Below are 21431 nucleotides of genomic sequence, written 5' to 3' on the forward strand. Positions count from 1 at the left end.
ATACAAACCATCGACCTCAATGCCCTGCCTCGATAGATTGCAAACCTGTTCGCGATGTCTTCGCACACCTGTTCGCGATGTCCCCGGTCCAAACAGTGGGGAGGGGTTAGGGTGGGGGTAACTCGGCTCGGCCGCGCGGCGCTCAGCCCCTGGCGCGGTCGGGATGCGCCTTGGCAAAAGCCTCGAGGCCTTCGCATCGCCCCGAAATCTCCAGCACCCGCTTCAGGCCCGAAATGTCGACGTTCCAGCGCAGGGCATTGTAGACCTGCGGCACCAGGCAAATGTCAGCCATGGTCGGGCCGTCGCCATGGCAGAACGCACCGGTCGCCGGGTTGTCGAGCAGCTTTTCGAAGGCGGCCAGGCCGTCGCCGATGAACTTCTGCATCCAGGCGTCGCGCGCCGCCTCGCCGTCACGTGCCAGCCGCATCAGCTCGGCGATCACGCCTGTGTTGCAGACGGGGTGGATCTCCATGGCGATGGCATAGGACAGCTGGCGCACGCGATGGCGGCCGATCGGATCAGACGGCAGGAAACCCACATGCCGGGTCTCGTCGAGATATTCGATGATCGCCAGCGACTGGGTGAAGGCATGGCCATCGATGTCGAGCACCGGCACCAGCCCCTGCGGGTTGCGCGCCAGATGCTCTGGCGACTTCTGGCTTTTGGCCAGCAGGTCGATAGAGACGGAGCGAAACTCCAGCCCCAGCATGTAAAGCGCAATGCGCACCCGGTAGCTCGCCGACGAGCGCCAGTAGTCGAACAGGACGGTCTCGCTCATGGCGGCTCAGGCCTTCTCGTACTTCGCCACGGTCTGCTCGATGGCACCGAAGATCGAGTGGCCGGTCTTGTCATGCATCTCGATGCGGACCTGATCGCCGAACTTCAGGAACGGCGTCTTCGGCTCGCCCTTCTCCAGCGTCTCGACGGTCCTGATCTCGGCGATGCAGGAATAGCCGGCGCCGCCGTCCGCGACTGGCTTGCCGGGCCCGCCGTCGAGCTTGTTGGACACGGTGCCCGAGCCGATGATCGAACCGGCGACCAGCGGCCGGGTCTTGGCGGCATGGGCAACCAGCGTGGCGAAATCGAAGGTCATGTCGACACCGGCGTTGGCCCGGCCAAACGGCTTGCCGTTGACCGAAACCAGCAGCGGCAGGTGCAGCTTGCCGCCATGCCAGGCTTCGCCCAGCTCGTCGGGCGACACCGCCACCGGCGAAAACGCCGTTGACGGCTTCGACTGGAAGAAACCAAAACCCTTGGCGAGCTCGGCCGGGATCAAGCCGCGCAGCGACACGTCGTTGACCAGCATGACAAGCCGTATCGCAGTATGGGCCTCGTCGCGGCTGGCACCCATCGGCACGTCGTCGACGATGACCGCCACCTCGCCCTCGAGGTCGATGCCCCAGGCCTCGTCGGCCATGACAACAGGATCGCGCGGCCCGAGGAAGGAATCCGAGCCGCCCTGGTACATCAACGGGTCGGCCCAGAAGCTCGCGGGCATCTCGGCGCCCCTCGCCTTCCGGACCAGCTCGACATGGTTCACATAGGCCGAGCCGTCGGCCCATTGATAGGCGCGCGGCAGCGGCGAGGTGGCATCGTGCTCGTGGAAGCGCATGGTCGGCTGCGAGCCGGTCTCGATGCCTTCGGCGACATTCGCAAGGCGCGGCCCGACATAGGCCCAGTCGTCGAGCGCGGCCTGCAGTGTACGGGCGATGTGGCCGACCTCGGAGCAGCGGGTGAGGTCTTTCGACACCACGACCAGGCGACCGTCGCGGGTGGAATCCTTCAGCGTGGCGAGCTTCATCTAGGTCCTCACTTGATGCTTCACTTGATGCCGGGCGTGCCGTCGAACTTGCGCTCGAGCCCGTCCCAGCAGTCGATATAGTTGTCCTGCAGCGTCTCCAGTTCGGCGGCGAACTTCGTCAGTTGCTGGGGAAAGCGCGTCTCGAACATGAAGGCCATGGTGTGGTCGAGCTTGACAGGCTTGAGCTCGACATTCGAGGCCTTTTCGAAGCCCATCGTGTCTGGCCCGTGCGGCAGCATCATGTTGTGCAGGCTCATTCCGCCGGGCACGAAACCCTCCTCCTTGGCGTCGTACTGGCCGTGGATCAGGCCCATGAACTCGCTCATGATGTTGCGGTGGTACCAGGGCGGCCGAAAGCTGTGCTCGGCCACCAGCCAGCGCGGCGGGAAGATGACGAAGTCGACATTGGCCGTGCCTTCCTCCCCCGACGGTGCCGTCAGCACCGTGAAGATCGAGGGGTCCGGATGGTCGAACAGGATGGCGCCGACGGGCGAGAAGGTCCTGAGGTCGTATTTGAACGGCGCATAGTTGCCGTGCCAGGCGACGACGTCGAGCGGCGAATGACCGATCTCGGTGACGTAGAACTTGCCGCACCATTTGACGTGGACGCGGCAGGGTGTCTCCTTGTCCTCGAAGGCGGCGACCGGGGTCTTGAAGTCGCGCGGATTGGCGAGGCAGTTGGCGCCGATCGGGCCGCGGTCCGGCAGGGTGAACTTCGCGCCATAGTTCTCGCAGATGTAGCCGCGGTGGAAGGCCGCGTCGCCAAGGCGCGAGACCTTGAACATCATGCCGCGCGGCACGAGGCAGAGCTCCGACGGCTCGACGTCGATGATGCCCATCTCCGTGAAGATGCGGATGCTGCCGACCTGCGGCACGACCATCAGATCGCCGTCGGCGTTGAAGAAATAGTCGTCCACCATGTCGTCGTTGAAGATATAGGCGTGGGCCGCCATGCCGACCTGGGTCATCGCGTCGCCCGCCGTAGTCATGGTGCGGATGCCCTGGATGAAGTTCAGCTTCTCCCTGGGTTCCGGCAGCGGGTTCCAGCGCAGCTGGCCGAGCGGCAGCGAGTGGTCGTCCAGGCATGGCGCGGTCTTCCAGTGCGGATAGCTGGCGTTGGAGAAGCGCTTGGTGTGCCGCACGCTCGGGCGGATGCGGTAGAGCCAGGAGCGTTCGTTGGTGCCACGCGGCGCGGTGAAGGGCGAGCCCGACAGCTGCTCGGCATAGAGCCCGTAATTGCACTTCTGCGGACTGTTCTGGCCCTGCGGCAGCGCGCCCGGCAGCGCCTCGGTCTCGAAGTCGTTGCCGAAGCCCGGCATGTAGCCGGTCGTTGCCGTCGTGGCCTGCGTGATGGTCTTGTCCAGCATGGCTTGCACCTCCCTTTCGGACGTGAGAACGTCGACTTGGTTGCAAGTGTAACCGTCTATTTTGTAACCATCAAAGGCTTCAGATGGCCGACAGCTTCGACCTCGAGAGCTTCCTGCCCTACCGCCTGAACCGGGCGGCGGAACTGATCAGCCTGAGCTTTTCCAGGGAATACAAGCAGCGCTTCCAGATGACGCGGCCGGAATGGCGCGCGCTCGCAGCCCTCGGCAGCGTCGGCCGCATGACCGCGACCGAGATCGGCACGCACTCCAACATGCACAAGACCAAGGTCAGCCGCGCGGTGGCCGCACTCGAGGAGCGCCGCTGGCTGAAGCGCCGCGAGAACGAGACCGACCGCAGGGTCGAGCATCTCGAACTCACTGCCGCTGGCCTCAAGGCCTATCGCGAGATCGCCGATCTCGCCCGAACCTATCAGGCAAGCCTCGAAGCCTCGCTCGGCGCCGGCGCAATCGAGCGCATCGAGGCGGGGCTGGTGGATGTCGAGCGGACGTTGCTGGCCGGAGCGAAAGGGCGGCGGTAAGCCGGGTCGCACTCCCTGATACTGAGGCGATGTCTCAAACCTTGGACCGTCGCTGGCTTCACCAATATCGCGGCATGGATCCCCGGGTCTGCGCAGTTCGGAGCGAAGCGAACTGCGCAGACCCGGGGATCCATGCCGTGACATTCGAACCGCCACTGCGGTCCAGAACTCAATTCCGAGAACCCTCGACCAGACCTCGATGCCGCCCTACCCGATCGGCAGCGGCCCATACTGCTTCAGCGTATTGAGCACGATCGAGGTCTTCACATGCTGTACGGAATCGTGCGGCAACAGCACCTCGTTGACGAAGCGCGACAGGTCCGACAGGCCGCGCACCGCGACCTTGAGGTGATAGTCCATTTCGCCGGTCAGCGAATAGGCCTCCAGAACCTCCGGCAGATCGTTGACCAGCCGGGCAAAACGCTGGGCGTTGTCGCGGTTGTGGGTGGCGAGCGTCACCGAGATGACCACCAGGAGGTCGAGGCCCAGCCGCTCGCGGTCGAGCAAGGCCTGGTAGCCGCGGATGAAGCCTTCCGCCTCCAACCGCGCACGCCGGCGCGAGCATTGCGAGGCCGACAGCGCGATCTTTTCCGACAGCTCGTTGTTGGTCAGCCGGCCGTCGCGCTGCAGCTCGCGCAGGATCCTGAGGTCGAACTGGTCCAGTGTCCCATTCATTGCATGCGGCTCCGCATCCATGCACGTTTCACGCATAGATCGACCCAAATTAGCCCTGAATGCAAGCACATTGCATCCAGACGGGAGCACAATATGCGTGAACCTGTTTTCCGAGGAGGATTTGCCATGGGTCCGTTTCCGCATGATGCGCCGCCGGCCAAGATCAGCGCGAAGAACCCCGCCGGCACCGACGGCTTCGAGTTCGTCGAGTTCGCGCACCCCGAGCCCGAGAAGCTGGAAGAACTTTTCACCCGCATGGGCTATCAGCCGGTAGCGCGCCACAAGACCAAGAAGATCACCGTCTGGCGGCAGGGCGACATCAACTACATCGTCAACGCCGAGCCGGGCAGCCATGCCATGCGCTTCGTCGACCAGCATGGCCCTTGCGCCGCGTCGATGGCCTGGCGCGTGGTCGATGCCAAGCATGCCTTCGACCATGCCGTGTCGAAGGGTGCTGTGCCCTATACCGGCACCGACAAGGCGCTCGACGTGCCGGCCATCGTCGGCATCGGCGGCTCGCTGCTCTATTTCGTCGACAAGTACGGCGCCAAGGGCTCGGCCTATGACGCCGAGTTCGAATGGCTCGGCGAGCGCAATCCGAAGCCCGATGGCGTCGGCTTCTACTATCTCGATCACCTGACCCACAACGTCTATCGCGGCAACATGGACAAGTGGTGGGACTTCTACCGCGAGCTGTTCGGCTTCAAGCAGATCCACTTCTTCAATATCGATGGCCGCATCACCGGCCTGGTCAGCCGCGCCATCACCTCGCCCTGCGGCAAGATCCGCATCCCGCTGAACGAGTCCAAGGACGACACCAGCCAGATCGAGGAATATCTGAGGAAGTACAAGGGCGAAGGCATCCAGCACATCGCCGTCGGCACCGACGACATCTACGCCGCGACCGACAGGATCGCCGACCGTGGCCTGAAGTTCATGCCCGGCCCGCCCGACACCTACTATGAGATGTCGCACGAGCGCGTGCACGGCCATGACGAGCCGATCGAACGTATGAAGATGCACGGTATCCTGATCGACGGCGAAGGCGTGGTCGATGGTGGCACGACCAAGATCCTGCTGCAGATATTCTCGAAGACCGTCATCGGCCCGATCTTCTTCGAGTTCATCCAGCGCAAGGGCGACGAAGGCTTCGGCGAGGGCAACTTCCGCGCGCTGTTCGAATCCATCGAGGAAGACCAGATCCGCCGCGGCGTGATCTCCCAGTCCGCCGCCTGACCGGCGACGTCGAAACCCTCCTGCGGGGCGGATTGCCGCGAGGCGATCCGCCCTTTTTTCTTTTCTGCCGCAAGGTTGATCCAGGACAAGGAATGCCGCCGCCGGGCCAGCCAGAGTTGCGCCTGAAGACAGGTCCCACATGCCACGGGAGGCAGCAGCAATGGGTATTGTTCCGCAGGCTCGCGAACTCTGGCACTCGGCCGTGCTCGGCTTTCAGGATTGGCGCCGGCGCCGTGCGGCTGTGCATGAGATCGAGGCGCTCGGTTGCGACGAGGGCGGGCGCGTGCTCGCCGAATGCGGGCTGTCTCAGGCGGAGTTCAGGCAGGCCATGCGCCATGCCTTCGCCTCGAAGTTCCTGCTGCCCGAGGCGATGAAGTCCAGAGGCATCGACGCCGAGGTCTTCGAGAACCGCCACCCGGAATGGAGCCGCGACATGCGCCGGACCTGCATGCTCTGCCCCGAGCGCCGCCGTTGCAGCACCCGGCTCGCGGTCGGAGAGTTCGAAGCTTCCTATCGGAGTTTCTGTCCCAACGCAGGCGATATCGACGCCCTGGCTGAACGCGGCGACTGCCGGCTGCCCGGCTGAGCGATCAAACCTTTGGGGCCGTGACGGCGCGGATACGCGCGCGGCGGTATGCGTCGGGGATCGAAAGCGCCCAGACGAACAGTCCGCCGGCGTGGCGGCCGATGAAGGACTGGTCGGGCGTGGTCGTCACATAGGTCAGCACGGAAAAGAAGACGACGAAGAACGCGAAGATCAGCCCGCGCATGGCATCGCGCACCGCGACATGGCCCGCACCCGGCAGGACGATCGCCAGCGCCAGCACCAGATAGGGATTGATCGGCTTGGCCATGGGCATCCTCATGCGGCTTGGCAGACGGGGCTGGCCGGCTCGTCCGCCAGGACCGCGCTCAGCGTCTCGGCTTCGGCAATCGCCTGCCGCACCAGCTCGGCCGGGATCGCCGCCAGCGAAAAATGGGCCTGGCGCAGCAGCATATGCGCGCCGCGCTCGCCCTGGGCAGCCTGCCGGATGATGCGTGCTCCGCGCGGGGTGATCACCGCCTCTTTCACCTGCGGGTCGGAGAACAGGGAGTGGAACATGGCAGACATGCGCACTGCCTGTCGCTGTGTTGCGGTGCCGTCGCCGCGCACCAGCAGGGCTGCGTCGGTCTCGGGTGGTGCCATCCAAACGGGCATGTCGTGGACGAGCGAATAATATTCGGCGCCCGTCGGGCGGGCGAGCGCGCCGATGGTCGGCCTGGCGCAGGCCGTCTTCTCGCTGACGGTTACCCTCAGCCAGAGTTGCGGCAGGCGCCGCGTCACCATGGTGTCGGCGATGAGCTCGATCTTGGCCGGCCTGCCGTCCTCAAGGCGGCCGGTCAGGATCGGAAACTGGTCTGCGGAATGGCTGATGCGGGCTTCTTGCAACAGTTCGGCAGCTGCAGCGAGCAGCCCGCGCCGGCCGGTGAGCGCAGCCCGATGATCGCCGGCCGCACGAACGCCTATCCAGGCGCAAGATGCGGCAACGAAGGCGGAAAAGGCGATGGCGGTGATCATCGGAGGCGCGCCGGAGAGCTGAGCGGCGGCGCTATCTGCGCCGCCGTCGGTTGCGTCAATAACCCTGCGGTCTCGGCCAGGGCATGGTGAACTGGTCGCCGCGGCGCACGAACTGGTAGCGCCGGAAGTGGAACCAGAGCGAGGCGACGATGTAGAAGCACATCATCGCGCTGAGCTGCGTGCCGTAGCCGAGGAACACGGCGAAGTACGCGGTCGAGCACAGGATGAGCAGCACGATCGTCGGCAGCGGATGGAACGGATGCACATAGCCGCGCTTGATCGTATCGAGCGGCCACTTGTTCCGGAACATCACCATGTTGAAGGTCATGAAGGTGTAGCCGAGCAGGCCCGACAGGATCGAGAAGGTCACGACCTGGTCGAGCGGCGCGCCGAGGGCGAAGATCAGTGCGATCGGCACCAGGAACACGATGGCGCGGTAGGGCGTGCGGTAGACCGGATGCACGGCTCCGAACCAGCTCGGCAGGTAGCGGTCGCGGCCCATCGAGAACCAGGCGCGCGAGGCGTCGTTGATGCAGCCGTTGGCGGAAGCCAGCGTGGCGAAGGCCGTGCCGACGAAGAGCAGGACCATCAGCCCGGTGCTGCCGGTGACGCGGGCGGCGTCGAACAGCGGCGTGCCGGCCTGGCCGAGATATTCCCACGGCACGAGGCCCGAGGACACGTACCAGGTCATGGTCGCGGCGATCAGCAGCGTCATGATGCCGGCCATGGTGCCGTAGGGCAGCGAGCGGGCGGGCGAACGTACTTCCTCGGCCGCCTGGCAGGTGCCCTCGATGCCGAGGTAGTACCAGAGGCCGAAATGCAGGGCCGCCACGATGCCGACCCAGCCATAGGGCAGGGGATCGGAGGTGATGGCCGAGAAGTCGAGCGGCACCGCCGATGCGCCGAACTGCACCGACACGAACAGCGTGACGATGGCCAGGAAGGCGACTGCGGTGATGACCAGGTTGAAGGTCAGCGTCGCGAGAACGCCGCGATAGTTGAGCCACGCCAGGAACATGATGGCGAGGATGATGAATGGCTGTTGGTTGAGTCCGGAATGACCCTGCATGCCTGCCACCGTGTCGAGCAGGAAGCCGACGGTGATGGCGTTGGCCGCTTCCAGCATGGTGTAGGCCATGACCAGGAACAGGCCGACATTGAAGGCCATCAGCGGGCCGACGATGTGCTTGGCCTGGGCGTATTGGCCGCCGGCGGCCGCGACCGTCGAGGTCACCTCGGAGTCGATCATGGCCACGCAGGTATAGAGCAGGCCGGCCACCCAGCAGGCGATCAGGCCGGCGATCATGCCGCCTTTGCCGACCGAGAAGTTCCAGCCCATGTATTCGCCGACCAGCACGATACCGACGCCGAGCGCCCAGATATGGGCCGGGCCGAGCACGCGCAGCAGTTGCAGCCGTTCGGGCTCGGCCGCGGTTGAATTCACGTTTGCCATCGCTGTTCCCCTCAGATCTCGTGGCGCTCTGCGGTCGCCTCGATCTCGCCTTCGCGAGAGGAGATCAGCAGCTCGTTGTCGTAGGTGGAGTCGATGCGGATGAGGTCGATGAGCATCAAGACGCCGAACATGGCGGAAAGTGCCCAGGCCACATATTCGAGAATGTTCCAGCTATCCATTGCGGCCTCTCCTAGCGCTTCTTGTTGCCGAAGCGTTCTTCGATGACTTCGCGGTATTCCCTGTCGGATAGCCGCACGACCATGACGAAGTAGCCGATCACGAGGACGGCCATGACGATGAGGGCCGGCCAGCTGAAGCTGTAGTCGAAGCGCGCGGTGATGATGTCGTTGGCGGCTGCCGGATCGGTGATGCCGAGAGCTGCCCATTGCTGCTGTTCAGTGGCGTTCTGGCCGAGCGTTTCCCAGGTCGGATTGGCGACCGGGTTCGGCACCTTGGCGGCACCTGCGAGGCCCATGTAAAGCGGTATATAGAGCGCACCGACGGTCAGCACCAGAAGCGTGACGACGTCGAAGATCTGCCCGACGAGGCCTTGTTTCGGAGGTTGGTAAGCCATGTTGCCGCCCCCCTTCAGCGCTTGCGCCGGCGCATCTCGTCGAGATGCTTGAGGTCGAGGCCGTAGATGAAGTGCTTGTCTTCCTCGTAGTGACGGAGCATTGCAACGATCGCCGCCGTGTTGAAGACCAGCACCAGGCCGCCGGCGACGGCGAGGATGATGCCGATCGCTGGCGTCGAGATGTAGGACCAGACGCTGAACAGCGCGAACAGCAGTGTCGCCCACAGCACCACGACGAAGGCCACGAGACCTGCACGGTCGCGTCCGTGCATTCTGGCGATGCGCTGGTCGAGACTCGAATCCGCGCTTTGATGAGCTAGTGTCGCTTCCATTTCCTCCTCCAAGTGGCCGTTTTCGGCTTCATTGTGCGGGAAATTAATTTCCCCTGAGGAATGTCCGGCAAAGTCAATTTGCTGTCAAGCAGACGATGCGCGCACTTGTCGCACGCGGACACGGCGTCACAGCGCAATGTTCTTGAATCGGCAACAGATTTGCCATTTTTCGAGCTGTCGGAAAATTTATTCGAAAAGTCGCAATCAGGCCGGAAATGATGCTGGAAATGCATTGCCGGCCTGTTCGGCGGCATTTTCTGGCGGGGAGTCGCAACGGGGGCGCCGGCGACACGCAGCGCGGGATCGGGAAAGCCTGGCCGCCGCCGGGCGACGGAGGCGTCGCCCGGCGGGCCGGGATCCGAGACGGGTTTCAGCCTTTGGGTTTCAAGGCAAAGAGCACGAATTGCGTCGGCGGCGTCTCCTTTTTGGTCTTGTCGGTGACGACCAAATAGAGCTCGTCGGACAGGCGGGCCATGCCTTCGAAATTGTCGTTCAAGAGGGCGCTCGAACCCGGATCGAGGTTGTCTGCATCGCAGGGGTGGCCTTCGCCGCAGGAATTGGGGTCGATGACCCTCAGCCTGCCCACGCTCGGTCCGCCCTTGCTCTCGCGCGTCCGCTCCAGGATGAGAAGCCGGCCGTCGGGCATGGGCTCGATGGCCTTGAGGTTGCTGCGCTTGGGCTGGAATGTCGCGAGGGTCCAGCGCTTTCCGTCGAGGCCGTGGATCGTATGGGTGTCGCCAGCCTCGCCGAGCATCGCTTCCTCGGGGGCGGTGACGATGCCGTGCTCCCTGGTCTCGGCGACCGCTTCCAGCCGGCTATTGGTTTCGCTGTATTTCGCCGGGTCGGCCAGCGCGTCCGGCAGTTGCACGGCCCCAAGGGCAGTGCCGTCCGGCTTGAATCGATGGATGGCGGGACCGTCCTCGAAGGCGATAAGCAACTCGGTGTCGCCCGCCTGCCCGTTGTCGCCGTTGACGGCGGCAAGGCCCTCGGCGTTGACGACCGCCGGGGTGGTGCCGGTGCTCAGAGGTATGGACAGCACCGGCTCGAGCCGGGAGATCGTGCCGTCGGTCACCTCCAGCCGAAAGTGATGCAGGATCCCGTCGTCGGAGACTGCGTAGAGCAGCTTCTCGTCGGCGTCCCATGCGAGCCCCGACAGCTCGTTGATCGCCTGCCCGCCGGGTCCGGTGGCGGGCGCGGTCATGCTGTCGAGCACGGTGAGTTCGAGCGGCTGGGCGGTGGCCAAGGCAGCGAAGCCCAGGGTCGATGCGCCGATCAGAAGCGCGGCAATGTGCTTGGTCATCTTGTCACTCCTATTGCAGACTTGCCTGGGCGACCGCCCGGTGGGCCGGGATGCCGCCCAGCTTGCGAAGGGCGGGCAGGAACCGGTTGTGCTTGGTGGTGGGGTCGAGCAGCGCCGTTGCCACGCAATACTTCGAACAGCGCTTGGTCGGATGCTGGTGCAGTGACCTCAGTATCCCGTCGGCGACGCCGTTGCCGTTGGCCGACTTGGTCTCCAGGATGAACAGGTCGCTGTCGACGGCAAGCTCGGCATCGGCGGCGAAGAACTTCAGGCCGCCGTCGATGGTCATGCGCTCGCCGGCCTGCTTGGCCACCAGGGTCATGCGGCGGTAGCGCATGTCGATCACCCGCGACAGCGCATGCGGGAACGGCATGCCGTATTGTGCCCGGTAGACGGTGTCGACATAGGCAAGGGCGTCGTCGTCCAGCGTGCCGAAGGTGGCCGGGTCCCGGTCGAGGCGCTTCTTGATCGTGATCCCGCGCTTGTCCTTGAGCTTGACCTCGAGGAAGCACAGCCCGGCCTCGACATAGCGGCGGATGCGTATCTTGGCCCGCTGCCGTCTGCCCTGGTGGTGGTCGAAATAGCTGCGGCGTTCGACGTCGTCGAAATAGCAGGTCTCGTAGGTGAAGGCGCGCAGGCCATCGATCTCGAGCATGTCGAAGGCGCGGGCCAGGTCGCCGGCGGCGTGCCGCAGCACGGAGCCGTCGACGACGTACTTGTTGTCCAGCCGCTCCAGCATCGCGGCCTTGCCGTTGAGCTCCTGCAGGCTGATCGGCGCGAAGCCGTGCTCCAGCCAGGCGTCAGTGCTTGCGATAGTGGACATTGAGCTTCGCCATTTCCGTGATGTAGTCGAGCTGCAGGACCTGGTAGGACAGCACGTCCACGCCCAGCCTTTCGGAAAGCTCGGCACGCATCGAGGCGGGATCCGCCAGCAGCGCGAGGTTGATCTTGTCGAGCGACACCTTGGTGCCGCTGACCGACTGCAGCATCTTCGGATGATCGATCACATAGGCGCCGAGCAGGACGAAGAGCACGGTCGAGGCCACGAAGGTGACGGTCGTCCCCTGTACCGAGCAGATGACGGCGATCGCCACGCTGCCGAAGAAATAGGTCATCTCGGTCTTGGAAAGCGGCTCCGAGCGCAGCGTGAACAGCGCCAGGATGGCAAACAGCCCGAAGCCGGCGGCGACGCCGAACTGTACCGCCGACAGCACGGTGAGCACCGCGAACACGAAGATGTTGAAGAGAGCGGCGGCGGTGACCAACTCCTTGTCGCGGTAGCGCCGGTAGTACATGCCGAACAGAAGCATCGACATGCCCACGAGATTTGCGGCGAAGCGTACGGCCTCGAGGGCGAGAGGGTGCTGCAACAGTTGCGCGATCATCGGCCCCTCCCCTTCCGCGAGGCGGGGCGCCATGGCGCCTGTGTCGACATCTGTGTGGGTCGCATTTCGGTTCTCCTGACTTTCACCGCGTGGCGGCGACATCAGGAAGAACGGGCGTGCTTTGGGTCTATTCCATCGCCGGCAAAGTATTTTATAGTTTCAGGAAGCGGAATGAATGCAATCGGTTAGCGGGTGGTGACGCGCCAGCCGCGCATCAGCCCTGGCAGATGGCGCGGCCGTTGAGCAGGCCCCAGCCATAGACCGGATCCTTGCCCGGTGCGCCGAGGTCCTCGGCGTTGCGCTGCAGGATCTCTTCGATCTCGGCGGCGGTGAGCGCCGGGTTCGACGCCTTCAGGATGGCCGCGGCGGCCGAGACGAACGGCGCGGCGAAAGACGTGCCGGTCCGCGGCTGCGCGCCCTTCACCGAGGCTGCGGTCCAGACCTGGACCCCTGGCGCGGCGATGTCGATATGCGCGCCCGAGCCGGCGCGCCTGTAAGCGTTTTTGCTCCGGTCGATCGCCGTCACCGCGATCACCCCGTCATAGGCGGCGGGATAGAGGGGTGCCGCGCGCGGGCCGTCGTTGCCGGCTGCCGCGACCATGACGATGTCGCGCTGGTTGGCCCGTTGCACGGTTCTTTCCAGCAGCGGGTTGGCCGGTCCGGTGAGGCTCATGTTGATCACCTTGACGCCGCGCGACGCGAGGATGTCGATGGCGCGCACCAGGTCGTAGACCGCCGACCTGTCGTCATTGCCCTTGCCGCGATGAAAGGCGTCGACGGCAATCAGTTCGCTGCCCGGCAGAAGCCCCGGCGCGCGGCTCTCCCCGGAGCCGACAAGCAGGGCAGCGACGGCCGTACCGTGCTGGCGCCCCGAAGCGGGAAGGTCGCCCTGGCCGATCCGGATCGTCTCGACCCGTCCGCCGGCGAAGGCGAGGTGGTCGCCATTGATGGCCGTGTCGATGAGGCCGATCCGGCCTCCGACCGTGCATCGGTCGGCCAGCGTTTTCGCCGGCGGCCAGCCGACCACGTGCCGCGCGAGGCAGAGCCCCTCGGTGCATGGTTCGGCGCCAGCCTGTTCTGGTCGATAGTAGTGGTTCAGGTCGACCACCGCACCCTGTGCCAGCGCTGCCGCGCGCGCCCGTGCCGCCTCCAGGGTGACGCCGCGGGGTACGCCGAGCCTGACGAGACTGCCGCCGCCCTCGGTCGCCAGCGCCACGCGCTCGCGCACCTCGTAGCCCTCGGCCACCAGCCTGTTCTCGGCTGCCTCGTCGAGGCCGAGCGCAACGATCTCCCTCGGCACGTGCCGCGGCAGTTGGCGCTGCGGCGCGGGTCGAGGCTGCTGGCGAATCGCCTGACGCCGGAGGATGGCCAGCGGATCGCCGCCGTTCCCGGCCGAAGGCCCCGTCCGGTCGGATGGGTCGCTGTCATCGTCGTCGTCGCTATCGTCACCGTCGTCGTCATCGGCCAATGCCTGGCCGACGCCCAGGACCGACCCTTGCCAGGGGCCATCGATCGGCGCGCCGAAGGTCGCAAGCAGGACAGAAATCAGGGCCGCGGTCAGGCCGTTCGAAACTTGTGCAGGCATGGTCGGCTCCTTCTCCGCACTGTCGGCGGCAATGCAATTGTTAGCGCTCCACATAAGACTTCCGACAACCTATATCATTTCGATGGCATTTGTGCATTTTGGGGCAACGGACGGAGGTCCGATCTATTCCCCAGACGATCAGGACAGGGCCGCATGAAAGGTGACGATGTTCAGGTGAGCGACCGGCTGGTTGCCTTCCTGCCCAATCTGCGCCGCTTCGCCATATCGTTGTGCCGCTCGCGCGATCTCGCCGACGATCTGGTGCAGGCCGCCTGCGAGCGCGCACTTGCCGGCCAGGATCGGTTCGAGCCCGGTACGCGTTTCGATGCCTGGATGTTCCGCATCCTGCGCAATCTCTGGATTGATCACGTCCGCCGGACAAAGACTGCGGGACCGACCGAGGACATCACCGAAAGCCACGGCATTGCCGGTGACACCGGCGAGCGCGAGGCCGAAGCCCGGCTGACGCTGAAGAGTGTCGCCGAAGCCATCGACGAACTGCCCAACGAACACCGTGAGGTGCTGCTGCTCGTCTGCGTCGAGGATCTGTCCTACAAGGAGGCCGCCGAGGTTCTGGCCATTCCCATCGGCACGGTGATGAGCCGGCTTGCCCGTGCCCGCAAGAATCTCGCGGAAGCAGCCGGAATAAACCCCGCGGTCGACCGTTCACCCGCAAAAGGGCGAAATCCATGAGCAGCCGGCACTTCGACGACGAGACACTGATGGCCTTCGCCGACGGCGAGCTGGACGCCGAGACGTCCGCGCGCGTCGAAGCGGCCATGGAGACCGACGACGAGCTGGTGATGCGGGTGGCGAGCTTCATCGAAAGCCGCGCCCAGGCCGCGGCGGCACTGAAGCCGATCATCGACGAGGCTGTCCCGGAAGCGCTGACGCGCGCGGTGGAGAAGATGATCGAGGAAAAGCGAGCGTCTGAGACCGCGCCGGCACGGGAAGACAACGTCGTCGCCTTCCGCCCGGCGGCTCGGCCGGTTCGTTCGAGCTGGATACTGCCCCTGGCGGCATCGCTGGCGGCGGCCGTATTCGGCCTCGGCGGCTACCTTGCCGGCCAGGCGAACGCGCCGCAGCCGCCCCTCGCCTTCGCCGCCATCGCTGATCCGGCGATGCTCAGGGTACTCGACGCCGCACCGTCGGGCTCGCAGTCGACCGTCGCCGCAGGGGCGGTCAAGCTGGTTTCGAGCTTCCGCGACGGCTCCGGCGCGCTCTGCCGCGAGTTCGAGCTGGCCGAGGCGGCGGGCGGGACGACCGTGACGGTCGCCTGTCGGGCGCAACAGAGCTGGTCGGTAAGGCTTGCGGTCGCGGCTGCGGCCTCGGGTGGTGCGGACTATGCGCCGGCCGGTGCGGCAGAAACGGTCGACGCCTTCCTGGCGACGACAGGCGCCGGCGCGCCGCTTTCGGAGGCGGACGAGAAGGCCGCGCTCGCCAGGCCTTGAGCTATCTGGCCGTGAGCTGCGGCCCGCGCTTCTTCTCGCTGGCATAGAGCGCCACCGCCATGGCGCGGTTGCGGACCCCCAGCTTGTCGTAGAGATTCTTGAGGTGATACTTCACCGTGTTCTCCGAGATCCCCGTGCGGGTGGCGATCTGCAGGTTTGTCCAGCCGTCGGCGAGCACGGCCAGGAGTTCCAGCTCGCGCACGGTCAGCCGCGACAGCGGCGTCTCGTTGATCTTGGCGACGTCGACATAAGGGATGCAGATGCGGCCGTTGGCGACGGCCAAAAGCGTGTCGAACAATATGCAGGGATCGTCGAACTGGTAGCAGAAACCCTGCGCCCCGAGCCGCACGCATTGCTTCAGGATGCCGATGTCGTGGTCGTTGGAGAAGATGACGATGCGGGTGGCAAGCTCGCGGCGCTGCAGCTCGGCCAGCACGTCGGCGGCGTCCATGTCGGACAGCTTCCAGCCGACTATGGCGACGTCGAAGGCCAGATCCCCTTGGGCCACGGCCTGCACGAAGGCGTCGCCCGCCTGCATGCCCTCGGCAAAGGCGAAGCGTTCGTCGCGATCCAGAAGGTCGCGGAGGGCCGAGATCACCAGCGGGTTGCGCTCGGCGATCAGAACCTTGAGCTTCTTGTCTTGCGCCATGGGCTCGCCATCGAGTTCGTGCCTGGGCGCATTCCACTTGAGAACGCGGGCTTACGCCCGCGCTCCAGCGACACAAATCAGTCGTAGATTCGGAATTTCGCGACCAGATCGCGCACTTCCTCGCGCACGGCCGACTCGATTGCCGCGTTTCCGGCCTCGCCATTGGCCGCCAACCCGTCGATGACACTCATCGTCAGGCGGCCGACCTGGCGGAACTCGTCGGCCAGGAAGCCACGCGTCGTGCAGGCCGGCGTGCCGAGGCGGACGCCCGAAGTCACCATCGGCCCCTGCGGATCGAACGGGATGCCGTTCTTGTTGCAGGTGATGTGGGCGCGGCCGAGCGATGCTTCCACTGCCTTGCCAGTGAGGTTCTTTCGCCTGAGGTCGACCAGCATCAGGTGCGTGTCGGTGCCACCCGAGACGATGTCGACGCCGCCCTCCTGCAGCGTTTCGGCCAGCACCTTGGCGTTTGCGACGACATTTGCCGCATAGATCTTGAACTCAGACGTCAGCGCCTCGCCGAAGGCGACTGCCTTGGCGGCGATGACGTGCATCAGCGGCCCGCCCTGAAGGCCGGGGAACACCGCCGAGTTGATCTTCTTGCCGATCTCCTCGTCGTTGGAGAGCACCATGCCGCCGCGCGGACCGCGCAGGGTCTTGTGCGTGGTGGTGGTCACCACATGGGCATGGTCGAGCGGATTGGGGTGCACGCCGCCCGCCACCAGGCCGGCGAAATGCGCCATGTCGACGAACAGCTTGGCGCCCACCTCGTCGGCGATCTCGCGGAACGCCTTGAAGTCGATGATGCGCGGATAGGCCGAGCCCCCGGCCAGGATCACCTTGGGCTGGTGCTTCTTGGCAAGGTCGCGCACCTCGTCCATGTCGATGCGGTGGGTATCGGTGCGCACGCCGTAGGACACGACGTTGAACCACTTGCCCGACTGGTTGACCGGCGCGCCGTGGGTGAGATGCCCGCCGGCGGCGAGGTTGAGGCCGAGGAAGGTGTCGCTCGGCTGCATCAGGGCCATGAACACCGACTGGTTGGCCTGGCTGCCGGAATTCGGCTGCACGTTGGCGAAGCTGCAGTTGAACATCGCCTTGGCGCGCTCGCGGGCGAGATCCTCGACCTCGTCGACATACTGGCAGCCGCCATAGTAGCGGCGGCCGGGATAGCCCTCGGCATATTTGTTGGTCAGCACGGAGCCCTGTGCTTCCAGTACCGCCTTGGAGACGATGTTCTCCGAGGCGATCAGTTCGATCTCGTCGCGCTGGCGGTTGAGCTCGCGACCGATCGCGTCGGCCACGGCGGGGTCGGCCTGGGCCACGCCAGTACGGAAGAAGTGGCGGGGGCTGCCGATGCCGGGTCTGGTTGGGATGTTCATTGGGCTCCTCCTGAGGGCGCGGACGGGCGCCTGAAATTTCGTCGTCATCCGGTCCAGCCGAGGCCGGCCGAAATGCAGTTGATGGAAAGCAGCAGCGCATTGACCGCGCGCTTGGGCTTGGCGGTGGCGCCGTCCTGGCTGCGCACCTCGCGCAGCAGCTGCACCTGCAGCCGGTGGATCGAGTCCATCTGCGGGCGGATGCGGTCGAAATGGCGCTTGAAGGCCGGGAAGCGCTCCGAGAGCTTCAGGCCGCCATTGACCTCGGAGATCATCTTGCGGGTCAGCGCATATTCGGCGGCGATCTTGCGGTAGATGCGCTCGCCGGTCTCGTGGTCCTGCACAAGTCCGGCATAGAGGCGGCCGATGTCCATGTCGGTCTGGTAGAGACCCTTGTCGACCTCGTCGACGACGAGGCGGAAGAAGCGCGAGCGCTCGAACATCTGCCGCAGGAGGTCGAGGCCGGCCTCGCCGCGGACGTTGACGAAGGAATTCAGCGCGCTGCCGATGCCGTACCAGTTGGTGAGCAGGTGCCGGTTCTGGCTCCAGGCGAAGACCCACGGGATGGCGCGCAGGTCGGAGATGTCGCGGGCGCCGAAGCGGCGTGCCGGGCGCGAGCCGATCTTGAGCAGCGACAGCTCCTCGACCGGGCTCGCCTGGTTGAAGTAGTCGATGAAGCCCGGCTCGTTGATCAGGCCCGAATAGGAGGCCTGCGACATGCCGGTCAGCGCTTCCAGCGCCTCGCTGAACTCGGGATTGTCCTTGAGCTCGGCTTCGTTCTGCGACTTCACCGAATGGGCAAAGACGCTCGCGGCCAGAATCTCCAGCTGGTAGAGGCCGGTGCCGCGATTGGCGAATTTCGACGACACGACCTCGCCCTGCTCGGTGACGCGCATGGCGCCGCCGATGGTGCCCGCGGGCTGGGCGGCGATCGCCCGGCCGGTCGGCGCGCCGCCGCGGCTGACCGAGCCGCCGCGGCCGTGGAAGAAGCTGATCTTGACCTTGCGCTTCTCGGCGAGCGCGGTGATGCGCCGCTGCGCCTTGTTGAGCTCCCAGTTGGAGGCGAGAAAGCCGCCGTCCTTGTTGCTGTCGGAATAGCCGAGCATCACCTCCTGGCGGTTGCCGAAGTCGCGCACCGAGCGGCGGACGATGGACACGCCGAGCAGCTGGTCGAGGATGTCGGGCGCGGCCCGCAGGTCGGCGATAGTCTCGAACAGCGGCACGACGCGCAGGCCGATGGTGCCGCTGCCGTCGAGCGCGGTCGCCAGCCCCGTATATTGCGCCAGGAGGTAGACGGCGAGCAGGTCGTCGCTCGACCGCGTCATCGACAGGATGAAGGCGCCGACCGCGCCGCCGTTCATGCCGGCCGAGGTGTCGCGGATCACGTCGAACAGGTCGAGCAGCTCGCGCGCCTCGTCCGACAGCTTCTGCCTGTCGGCATCGAGCTGTTCGCCTGAATGCAGGGCTGCGCGGATGCGCGCCCCCCAGGCGGGGGAGCCGGCAGCGGGTGCAGCGTCGCCGTCGACCGCCTTGAACAGCTGGGAAAGGACGCGGTTCACGACGGTCGAGTTCTGCCTGATGTCCAACGACACGGTGCGGAAGCCGAAGCTCTCGACCTGCTGGCGCAGCGGCCGCACGAAACGCCGCGCCACCAGGGTGCCGCCGATCCTGCCAAGCACGTTCTCGAGATCGCGCAGGTCCGCCTTGAAGGCCTCGGCGCGCGCATAGGGCTTGGCCGAAGCCTCGCCGCGCATCGCCAGCAGCCTTTCCAGCATCGCGGCGGCAAACTGGCGCAGCGGTTCGTCGGGATTGCGTCCGACGATCTCGGAGGCGGCGTGGGTGCGGTGCAATGCCCGCGCCAGCGCCTTGGAGAAGTCCTCGGGAATGTCGACGACATTGGCGCTGACGCTGAGCACGGTGATCAGCCGGCGAACCTGGCCGATATACCAGCCGACGATCGCCTGGCGGCATTCGGTCAGCGCATAGGCGGTGATCTTGGCAGTCACGTTGGGGTTGCCGTCCCGGTCGCCGCCGATCCACGACGCATAGCGCATGAAGGACGGCACCTTGACGTCATATTCCGGATAGTGCCGCGCCAGCGCGTCCTCGACCGCGTCATAGAGCTTGGGCGTCGCCTCGAAGATCACTTCGCGGAAGAAGTGCAGGCCCCAGGCGATCTCGCGCTCGACCGAGGGGCGCTCGAGTCTGAGCTCGCCCGACATCCAGAGGATCTCGATCTCGCTCTTGAGGTCGTCGATCAGCTGCTCGCGCTCGCGCGGCGACCAGCGCTGCTGCTCGAGCTCGGTGAGCTTGCGGTAGATGCGGCGGTGGATTTCGAGAACGGTGACGCGCTTGGCCTCGGTCGGATGCGCGGTCATCGTCGGGCCGACGCTGAGTGCGTCGAGGGTAGCCTGGATGTCCTCGGCCGGGTAGCCGGCGGCGGCGATCTCGCCGAGCACGTTGGAGAAGGAACCGATCACGTGGTCGGCGCCGCCCATCTGCTCGAGCTCGCGGCGCGAGCGCATGGCCAGCAGCTCGTTGGCGATCGCCGCGAGCTGGAACCAGATGCCGGTCGCCTGCAGTGCTGCGATGCGCTGCGCCGAGGCGAGCGCATCGAGGTTCAGGCGGCCGGTAAGGACATCGGCTACGCCCGGTTCGCGCTCGCTGACCACGGAGACAAGCAGCCTGAACAGCAGGCTGCGGACGTCCTCGCGGAAACTGAGTGGCCTGCTCTCCTCCAAAGCGACACCCCGTTCATCTGGTGTTGGTCCGGGCCGACCCTGGACGAGCCGCTTCTCCGGAATGCTGTTTTCCCGAGGTGAAGCAGACAGGCTTTGCGGGATTTTGAAAACGCCCGGACGGGTAGATTTCCTATTCGTTCGGGTGGTGCCGCGATTGGCCGAACGATGATCGTCGGGGCCTGTCCGCACTACCCTTCGCTGGCCGAAAGACAGTGTCTTCCGACGCGTTGATCCAGCGTGTTTTCCTGTGGACGCGTCTTAACTCATGTGCAACTATGTTGCCTGTTATGCAAATACGGGAGGCGCTTGAAAGTGAGGTCCGATACCGCAATTCGCCATGCCGCAGCACGAAACAAACGCCGTTGAAGAGGGACATCGACATGCAGAAAGTGCTGCCGGAGCTTTATGAGGGCCATGCCCCCATCACCCTCCACAATGCCTTCCACGAAGCGCTCGAGGCGCTTGAGGAATGGAAGGAAGGAAACGAGGAGCCGCTCGTAGTTGTGGACGGCTACAACGTTCCCATCAGCCACGTCTTCGCCCGCATGAGCGCCTGCACCGACCTGTTGCCGCTGAGGACGCGCGACGTGCTGGAAACCATCGTCGACAAGGGTTCCTTCCGCGCGTCGGGCGGTTCGCTCTATGGCGACGGCGCCAAGCTTGTGATGCCCATCTGTGTCGAGCGCCTGACGCTGTCGCTGCTGCGCCCGACGGCTTCGCTCGCCCAGTTGCGCAAGGCCTGCGCCGAAGCCTGAGGCGTCGGTCCGAATTAAATCCATGGTGTCCGGATGGCCGGGATCGTTCCGGCCATCGGCATTTTCCTGGACTGGCAATTCTTTCTCTAAATGAAAATTTCTTGCACTATGGTTGACTCGGCCGGTGGTGGCTGTTATGCAGACCGGTAGGGAGTATTCGCTGCACGAACTGTCTGGACTTCAGTCCGGAGTGGAGCCCCGGGGCAATCGTCTCGGGATCGGTGGCGCGCGCCAAGGGAAGAGAGTCATGGCCGAATTCAAGACCGACATCGAGATCGCGCGCGGCGCCAAGAAAAAGCCGATCCAGGAGATCGGGGCGAAGATCGGCATTCCGAGCGAGCACCTTCTGCCCTACGGCCACGACAAGGCCAAGGTCTCGGCCGAGTTCATCGCCAATGCGCGCAAGAACAAGGACGGCAAGCTGGTCCTGGTCACCGCGATCAACCCGACGCCGGCCGGCGAAGGCAAGACCACGACCACCGTCGGCCTCGGCGACGGCTTGAACCGCATCGGCAAGAAGGCCGTGGTCTGCATCCGCGAGGCCTCGCTCGGGCCGAACTTCGGCGTCAAGGGCGGTGCCGCCGGCGGCGGCTATGCCCAGGTCGTGCCGATGGAGGACATGAACCTCCACTTCACCGGCGACTTCCACGC

General features: G+C 65.3%; 24 protein-coding genes. 7 read left to right on the plus strand and 17 right to left on the minus strand.

Annotation, left to right across the window (positions count from 1 at the left end; all coding sequences use genetic code 11):
* Window positions 1-142 precede the first annotated feature (142 nt).
* The 3 genes from maiA to hmgA are packed head-to-tail and all read right to left on the minus strand — an operon-like array spanning window position 143 to window position 3168.
* A complete protein-coding gene (maiA, locus tag J2X50_RS23975) occupies window positions 143-778 on the minus strand; it encodes a maleylacetoacetate isomerase (RefSeq protein ID WP_429098604.1) in 636 nt (211 codons plus the stop codon).
* 6 nt (window positions 779-784) lie between these two features.
* Window positions 785-1801 carry a fumarylacetoacetate hydrolase family protein gene (locus tag J2X50_RS23980; protein ID WP_429098606.1) on the minus strand — a complete coding sequence of 339 codons (1017 nt, stop codon included), beginning with the start codon at window positions 1799-1801 and terminating at the stop codon, window positions 785-787.
* Window positions 1802-1821: 20 nt separating this feature from the next.
* The gene (gene hmgA / locus J2X50_RS23985) at window positions 1822-3168 is read right to left on the minus strand and encodes a homogentisate 1,2-dioxygenase (protein ID WP_429098608.1); all 1347 of its coding nucleotides are present in this window, start codon (window positions 3166-3168) and stop codon (window positions 1822-1824) included.
* 83 nt (window positions 3169-3251) lie between these two features.
* On the opposite strand from hmgA, the gene J2X50_RS23990 reads away from it, so the two are divergent.
* Window positions 3252-3707 (plus strand): MarR family winged helix-turn-helix transcriptional regulator, encoded by a 456-nt coding sequence (locus J2X50_RS23990; protein ID WP_429098610.1) that lies wholly within the window; start codon window positions 3252-3254, stop codon window positions 3705-3707.
* A 207-nt stretch (window positions 3708-3914) separates the two neighbouring features.
* On the opposite strand, the gene J2X50_RS23995 is transcribed toward J2X50_RS23990, so the two are convergent.
* Window positions 3915-4382: an Lrp/AsnC family transcriptional regulator gene (locus J2X50_RS23995; RefSeq protein ID WP_429098612.1), complete on the minus strand. Its 468-nt coding sequence runs from the start codon at window positions 4380-4382 to the stop codon at window positions 3915-3917.
* A gap of 126 nt (window positions 4383-4508) precedes the next feature.
* On the opposite strand from J2X50_RS23995, the gene hppD reads away from it, so the two are divergent.
* On the plus strand, window positions 4509-5618 hold the full coding sequence (hppD, locus tag J2X50_RS24000) for a 4-hydroxyphenylpyruvate dioxygenase (protein WP_429098614.1): 1110 nt from the start codon (window positions 4509-4511) through the stop codon (window positions 5616-5618).
* A 160-nt stretch (window positions 5619-5778) separates the two neighbouring features.
* Window positions 5779-6204 (plus strand): hypothetical protein, encoded by a 426-nt coding sequence (locus J2X50_RS24005; protein ID WP_429098616.1) that lies wholly within the window; start codon window positions 5779-5781, stop codon window positions 6202-6204.
* Between the two features lie 4 nt (window positions 6205-6208).
* Here J2X50_RS24005 and J2X50_RS24010 read toward each other — a convergent pair whose 3' ends face one another.
* From J2X50_RS24010 to J2X50_RS24055, 10 genes are all read right to left on the minus strand, one after another.
* The gene (locus J2X50_RS24010) at window positions 6209-6472 is read right to left on the minus strand and encodes a hypothetical protein (protein ID WP_429098617.1); all 264 of its coding nucleotides are present in this window, start codon (window positions 6470-6472) and stop codon (window positions 6209-6211) included.
* Between the two features lie 8 nt (window positions 6473-6480).
* On the minus strand, window positions 6481-7176 hold the full coding sequence (locus tag J2X50_RS24015) for a hypothetical protein (RefSeq protein ID WP_429098619.1): 696 nt from the start codon (window positions 7174-7176) through the stop codon (window positions 6481-6483).
* A 55-nt stretch (window positions 7177-7231) separates the two neighbouring features.
* Window positions 7232-8629, minus strand: a complete 1398-nt coding sequence (locus tag J2X50_RS24020) for an APC family permease (protein WP_429098621.1) — start codon at window positions 8627-8629, stop codon at window positions 7232-7234.
* 11 nt (window positions 8630-8640) lie between these two features.
* Window positions 8641-8808: a hypothetical protein gene (locus J2X50_RS24025; RefSeq protein WP_340037290.1), complete on the minus strand. Its 168-nt coding sequence runs from the start codon at window positions 8806-8808 to the stop codon at window positions 8641-8643.
* An 11-nt stretch (window positions 8809-8819) separates the two neighbouring features.
* A complete protein-coding gene (locus J2X50_RS24030) occupies window positions 8820-9203 on the minus strand; it encodes a hypothetical protein (RefSeq protein ID WP_429098623.1) in 384 nt (127 codons plus the stop codon).
* A gap of 14 nt (window positions 9204-9217) precedes the next feature.
* Window positions 9218-9535, minus strand: coding sequence for a hypothetical protein (locus J2X50_RS24035; RefSeq protein WP_429098625.1), 318 nt, complete (start codon window positions 9533-9535; stop codon window positions 9218-9220).
* Window positions 9536-9905: 370 nt separating this feature from the next.
* A complete protein-coding gene (locus J2X50_RS24040; RefSeq protein ID WP_429098627.1) occupies window positions 9906-10835 on the minus strand; it encodes an esterase-like activity of phytase family protein in 930 nt (309 codons plus the stop codon).
* Between the two features lie 10 nt (window positions 10836-10845).
* Window positions 10846-11658: a polyphosphate polymerase domain-containing protein gene (locus tag J2X50_RS24045; protein ID WP_429098629.1), complete on the minus strand. Its 813-nt coding sequence runs from the start codon at window positions 11656-11658 to the stop codon at window positions 10846-10848.
* The gene (locus tag J2X50_RS24050) at window positions 11636-12220 is read right to left on the minus strand and encodes a DUF4956 domain-containing protein (RefSeq protein WP_429098630.1); all 585 of its coding nucleotides are present in this window, start codon (window positions 12218-12220) and stop codon (window positions 11636-11638) included. The genes J2X50_RS24045 and J2X50_RS24050 overlap by 23 nt, the downstream gene beginning before the upstream one ends.
* A gap of 214 nt (window positions 12221-12434) precedes the next feature.
* Window positions 12435-13805, minus strand: coding sequence for a S8 family serine peptidase (locus J2X50_RS24055; RefSeq protein ID WP_429098632.1), 1371 nt, complete (start codon window positions 13803-13805; stop codon window positions 12435-12437).
* Window positions 13806-13958: 153 nt separating this feature from the next.
* Here J2X50_RS24055 and J2X50_RS24060 point away from each other — a divergent pair, with 153 nt between their 5' ends.
* Entirely contained in the window at window positions 13959-14498 is a 540-nt protein-coding gene (locus tag J2X50_RS24060; RefSeq protein WP_429098634.1) for an RNA polymerase sigma factor, read from the plus strand.
* Window positions 14495-15256, plus strand: coding sequence for an anti-sigma factor family protein (locus J2X50_RS24065; RefSeq protein WP_429098636.1), 762 nt, complete (start codon window positions 14495-14497; stop codon window positions 15254-15256). Before J2X50_RS24060 ends, J2X50_RS24065 begins: the two co-directional genes overlap by 4 nt.
* A gap of 1 nt (window position 15257) precedes the next feature.
* On the opposite strand, the gene J2X50_RS24070 is transcribed toward J2X50_RS24065, so the two are convergent.
* The 3 genes from J2X50_RS24070 to J2X50_RS24080 all read right to left on the minus strand — a co-directional run bounded on the left by J2X50_RS24070 (window position 15258) and on the right by J2X50_RS24080 (window position 20025).
* A complete protein-coding gene (locus tag J2X50_RS24070) occupies window positions 15258-15905 on the minus strand; it encodes a LuxR C-terminal-related transcriptional regulator (RefSeq protein ID WP_429098638.1) in 648 nt (215 codons plus the stop codon).
* Window positions 15906-15982: 77 nt separating this feature from the next.
* Window positions 15983-17287 carry a serine hydroxymethyltransferase gene (gene glyA / locus J2X50_RS24075; protein WP_429098639.1) on the minus strand — a complete coding sequence of 435 codons (1305 nt, stop codon included), beginning with the start codon at window positions 17285-17287 and terminating at the stop codon, window positions 15983-15985.
* A gap of 44 nt (window positions 17288-17331) precedes the next feature.
* Complete coding sequence (locus tag J2X50_RS24080; protein WP_429098641.1) at window positions 17332-20025, minus strand: phosphoenolpyruvate carboxylase; 2694 nt, start codon at window positions 20023-20025, stop codon at window positions 17332-17334.
* A gap of 380 nt (window positions 20026-20405) precedes the next feature.
* Here J2X50_RS24080 and J2X50_RS24085 point away from each other — a divergent pair, with 380 nt between their 5' ends.
* Together J2X50_RS24085 and J2X50_RS24090 are read left to right on the plus strand one after the other, a co-directional pair.
* Window positions 20406-20780 carry a hypothetical protein gene (locus J2X50_RS24085; protein ID WP_429098642.1) on the plus strand — a complete coding sequence of 125 codons (375 nt, stop codon included), beginning with the start codon at window positions 20406-20408 and terminating at the stop codon, window positions 20778-20780.
* Between the two features lie 247 nt (window positions 20781-21027).
* Window positions 21028-21431 (plus strand): formate--tetrahydrofolate ligase (locus tag J2X50_RS24090; protein WP_429098644.1); only part of this gene is annotated, 404 nt, incomplete at its 3' end.

Source organism: Aminobacter sp. BE322, assembly GCF_050433525.1.
GTDB lineage: Bacteria > Pseudomonadota > Alphaproteobacteria > Rhizobiales > Rhizobiaceae > Aminobacter.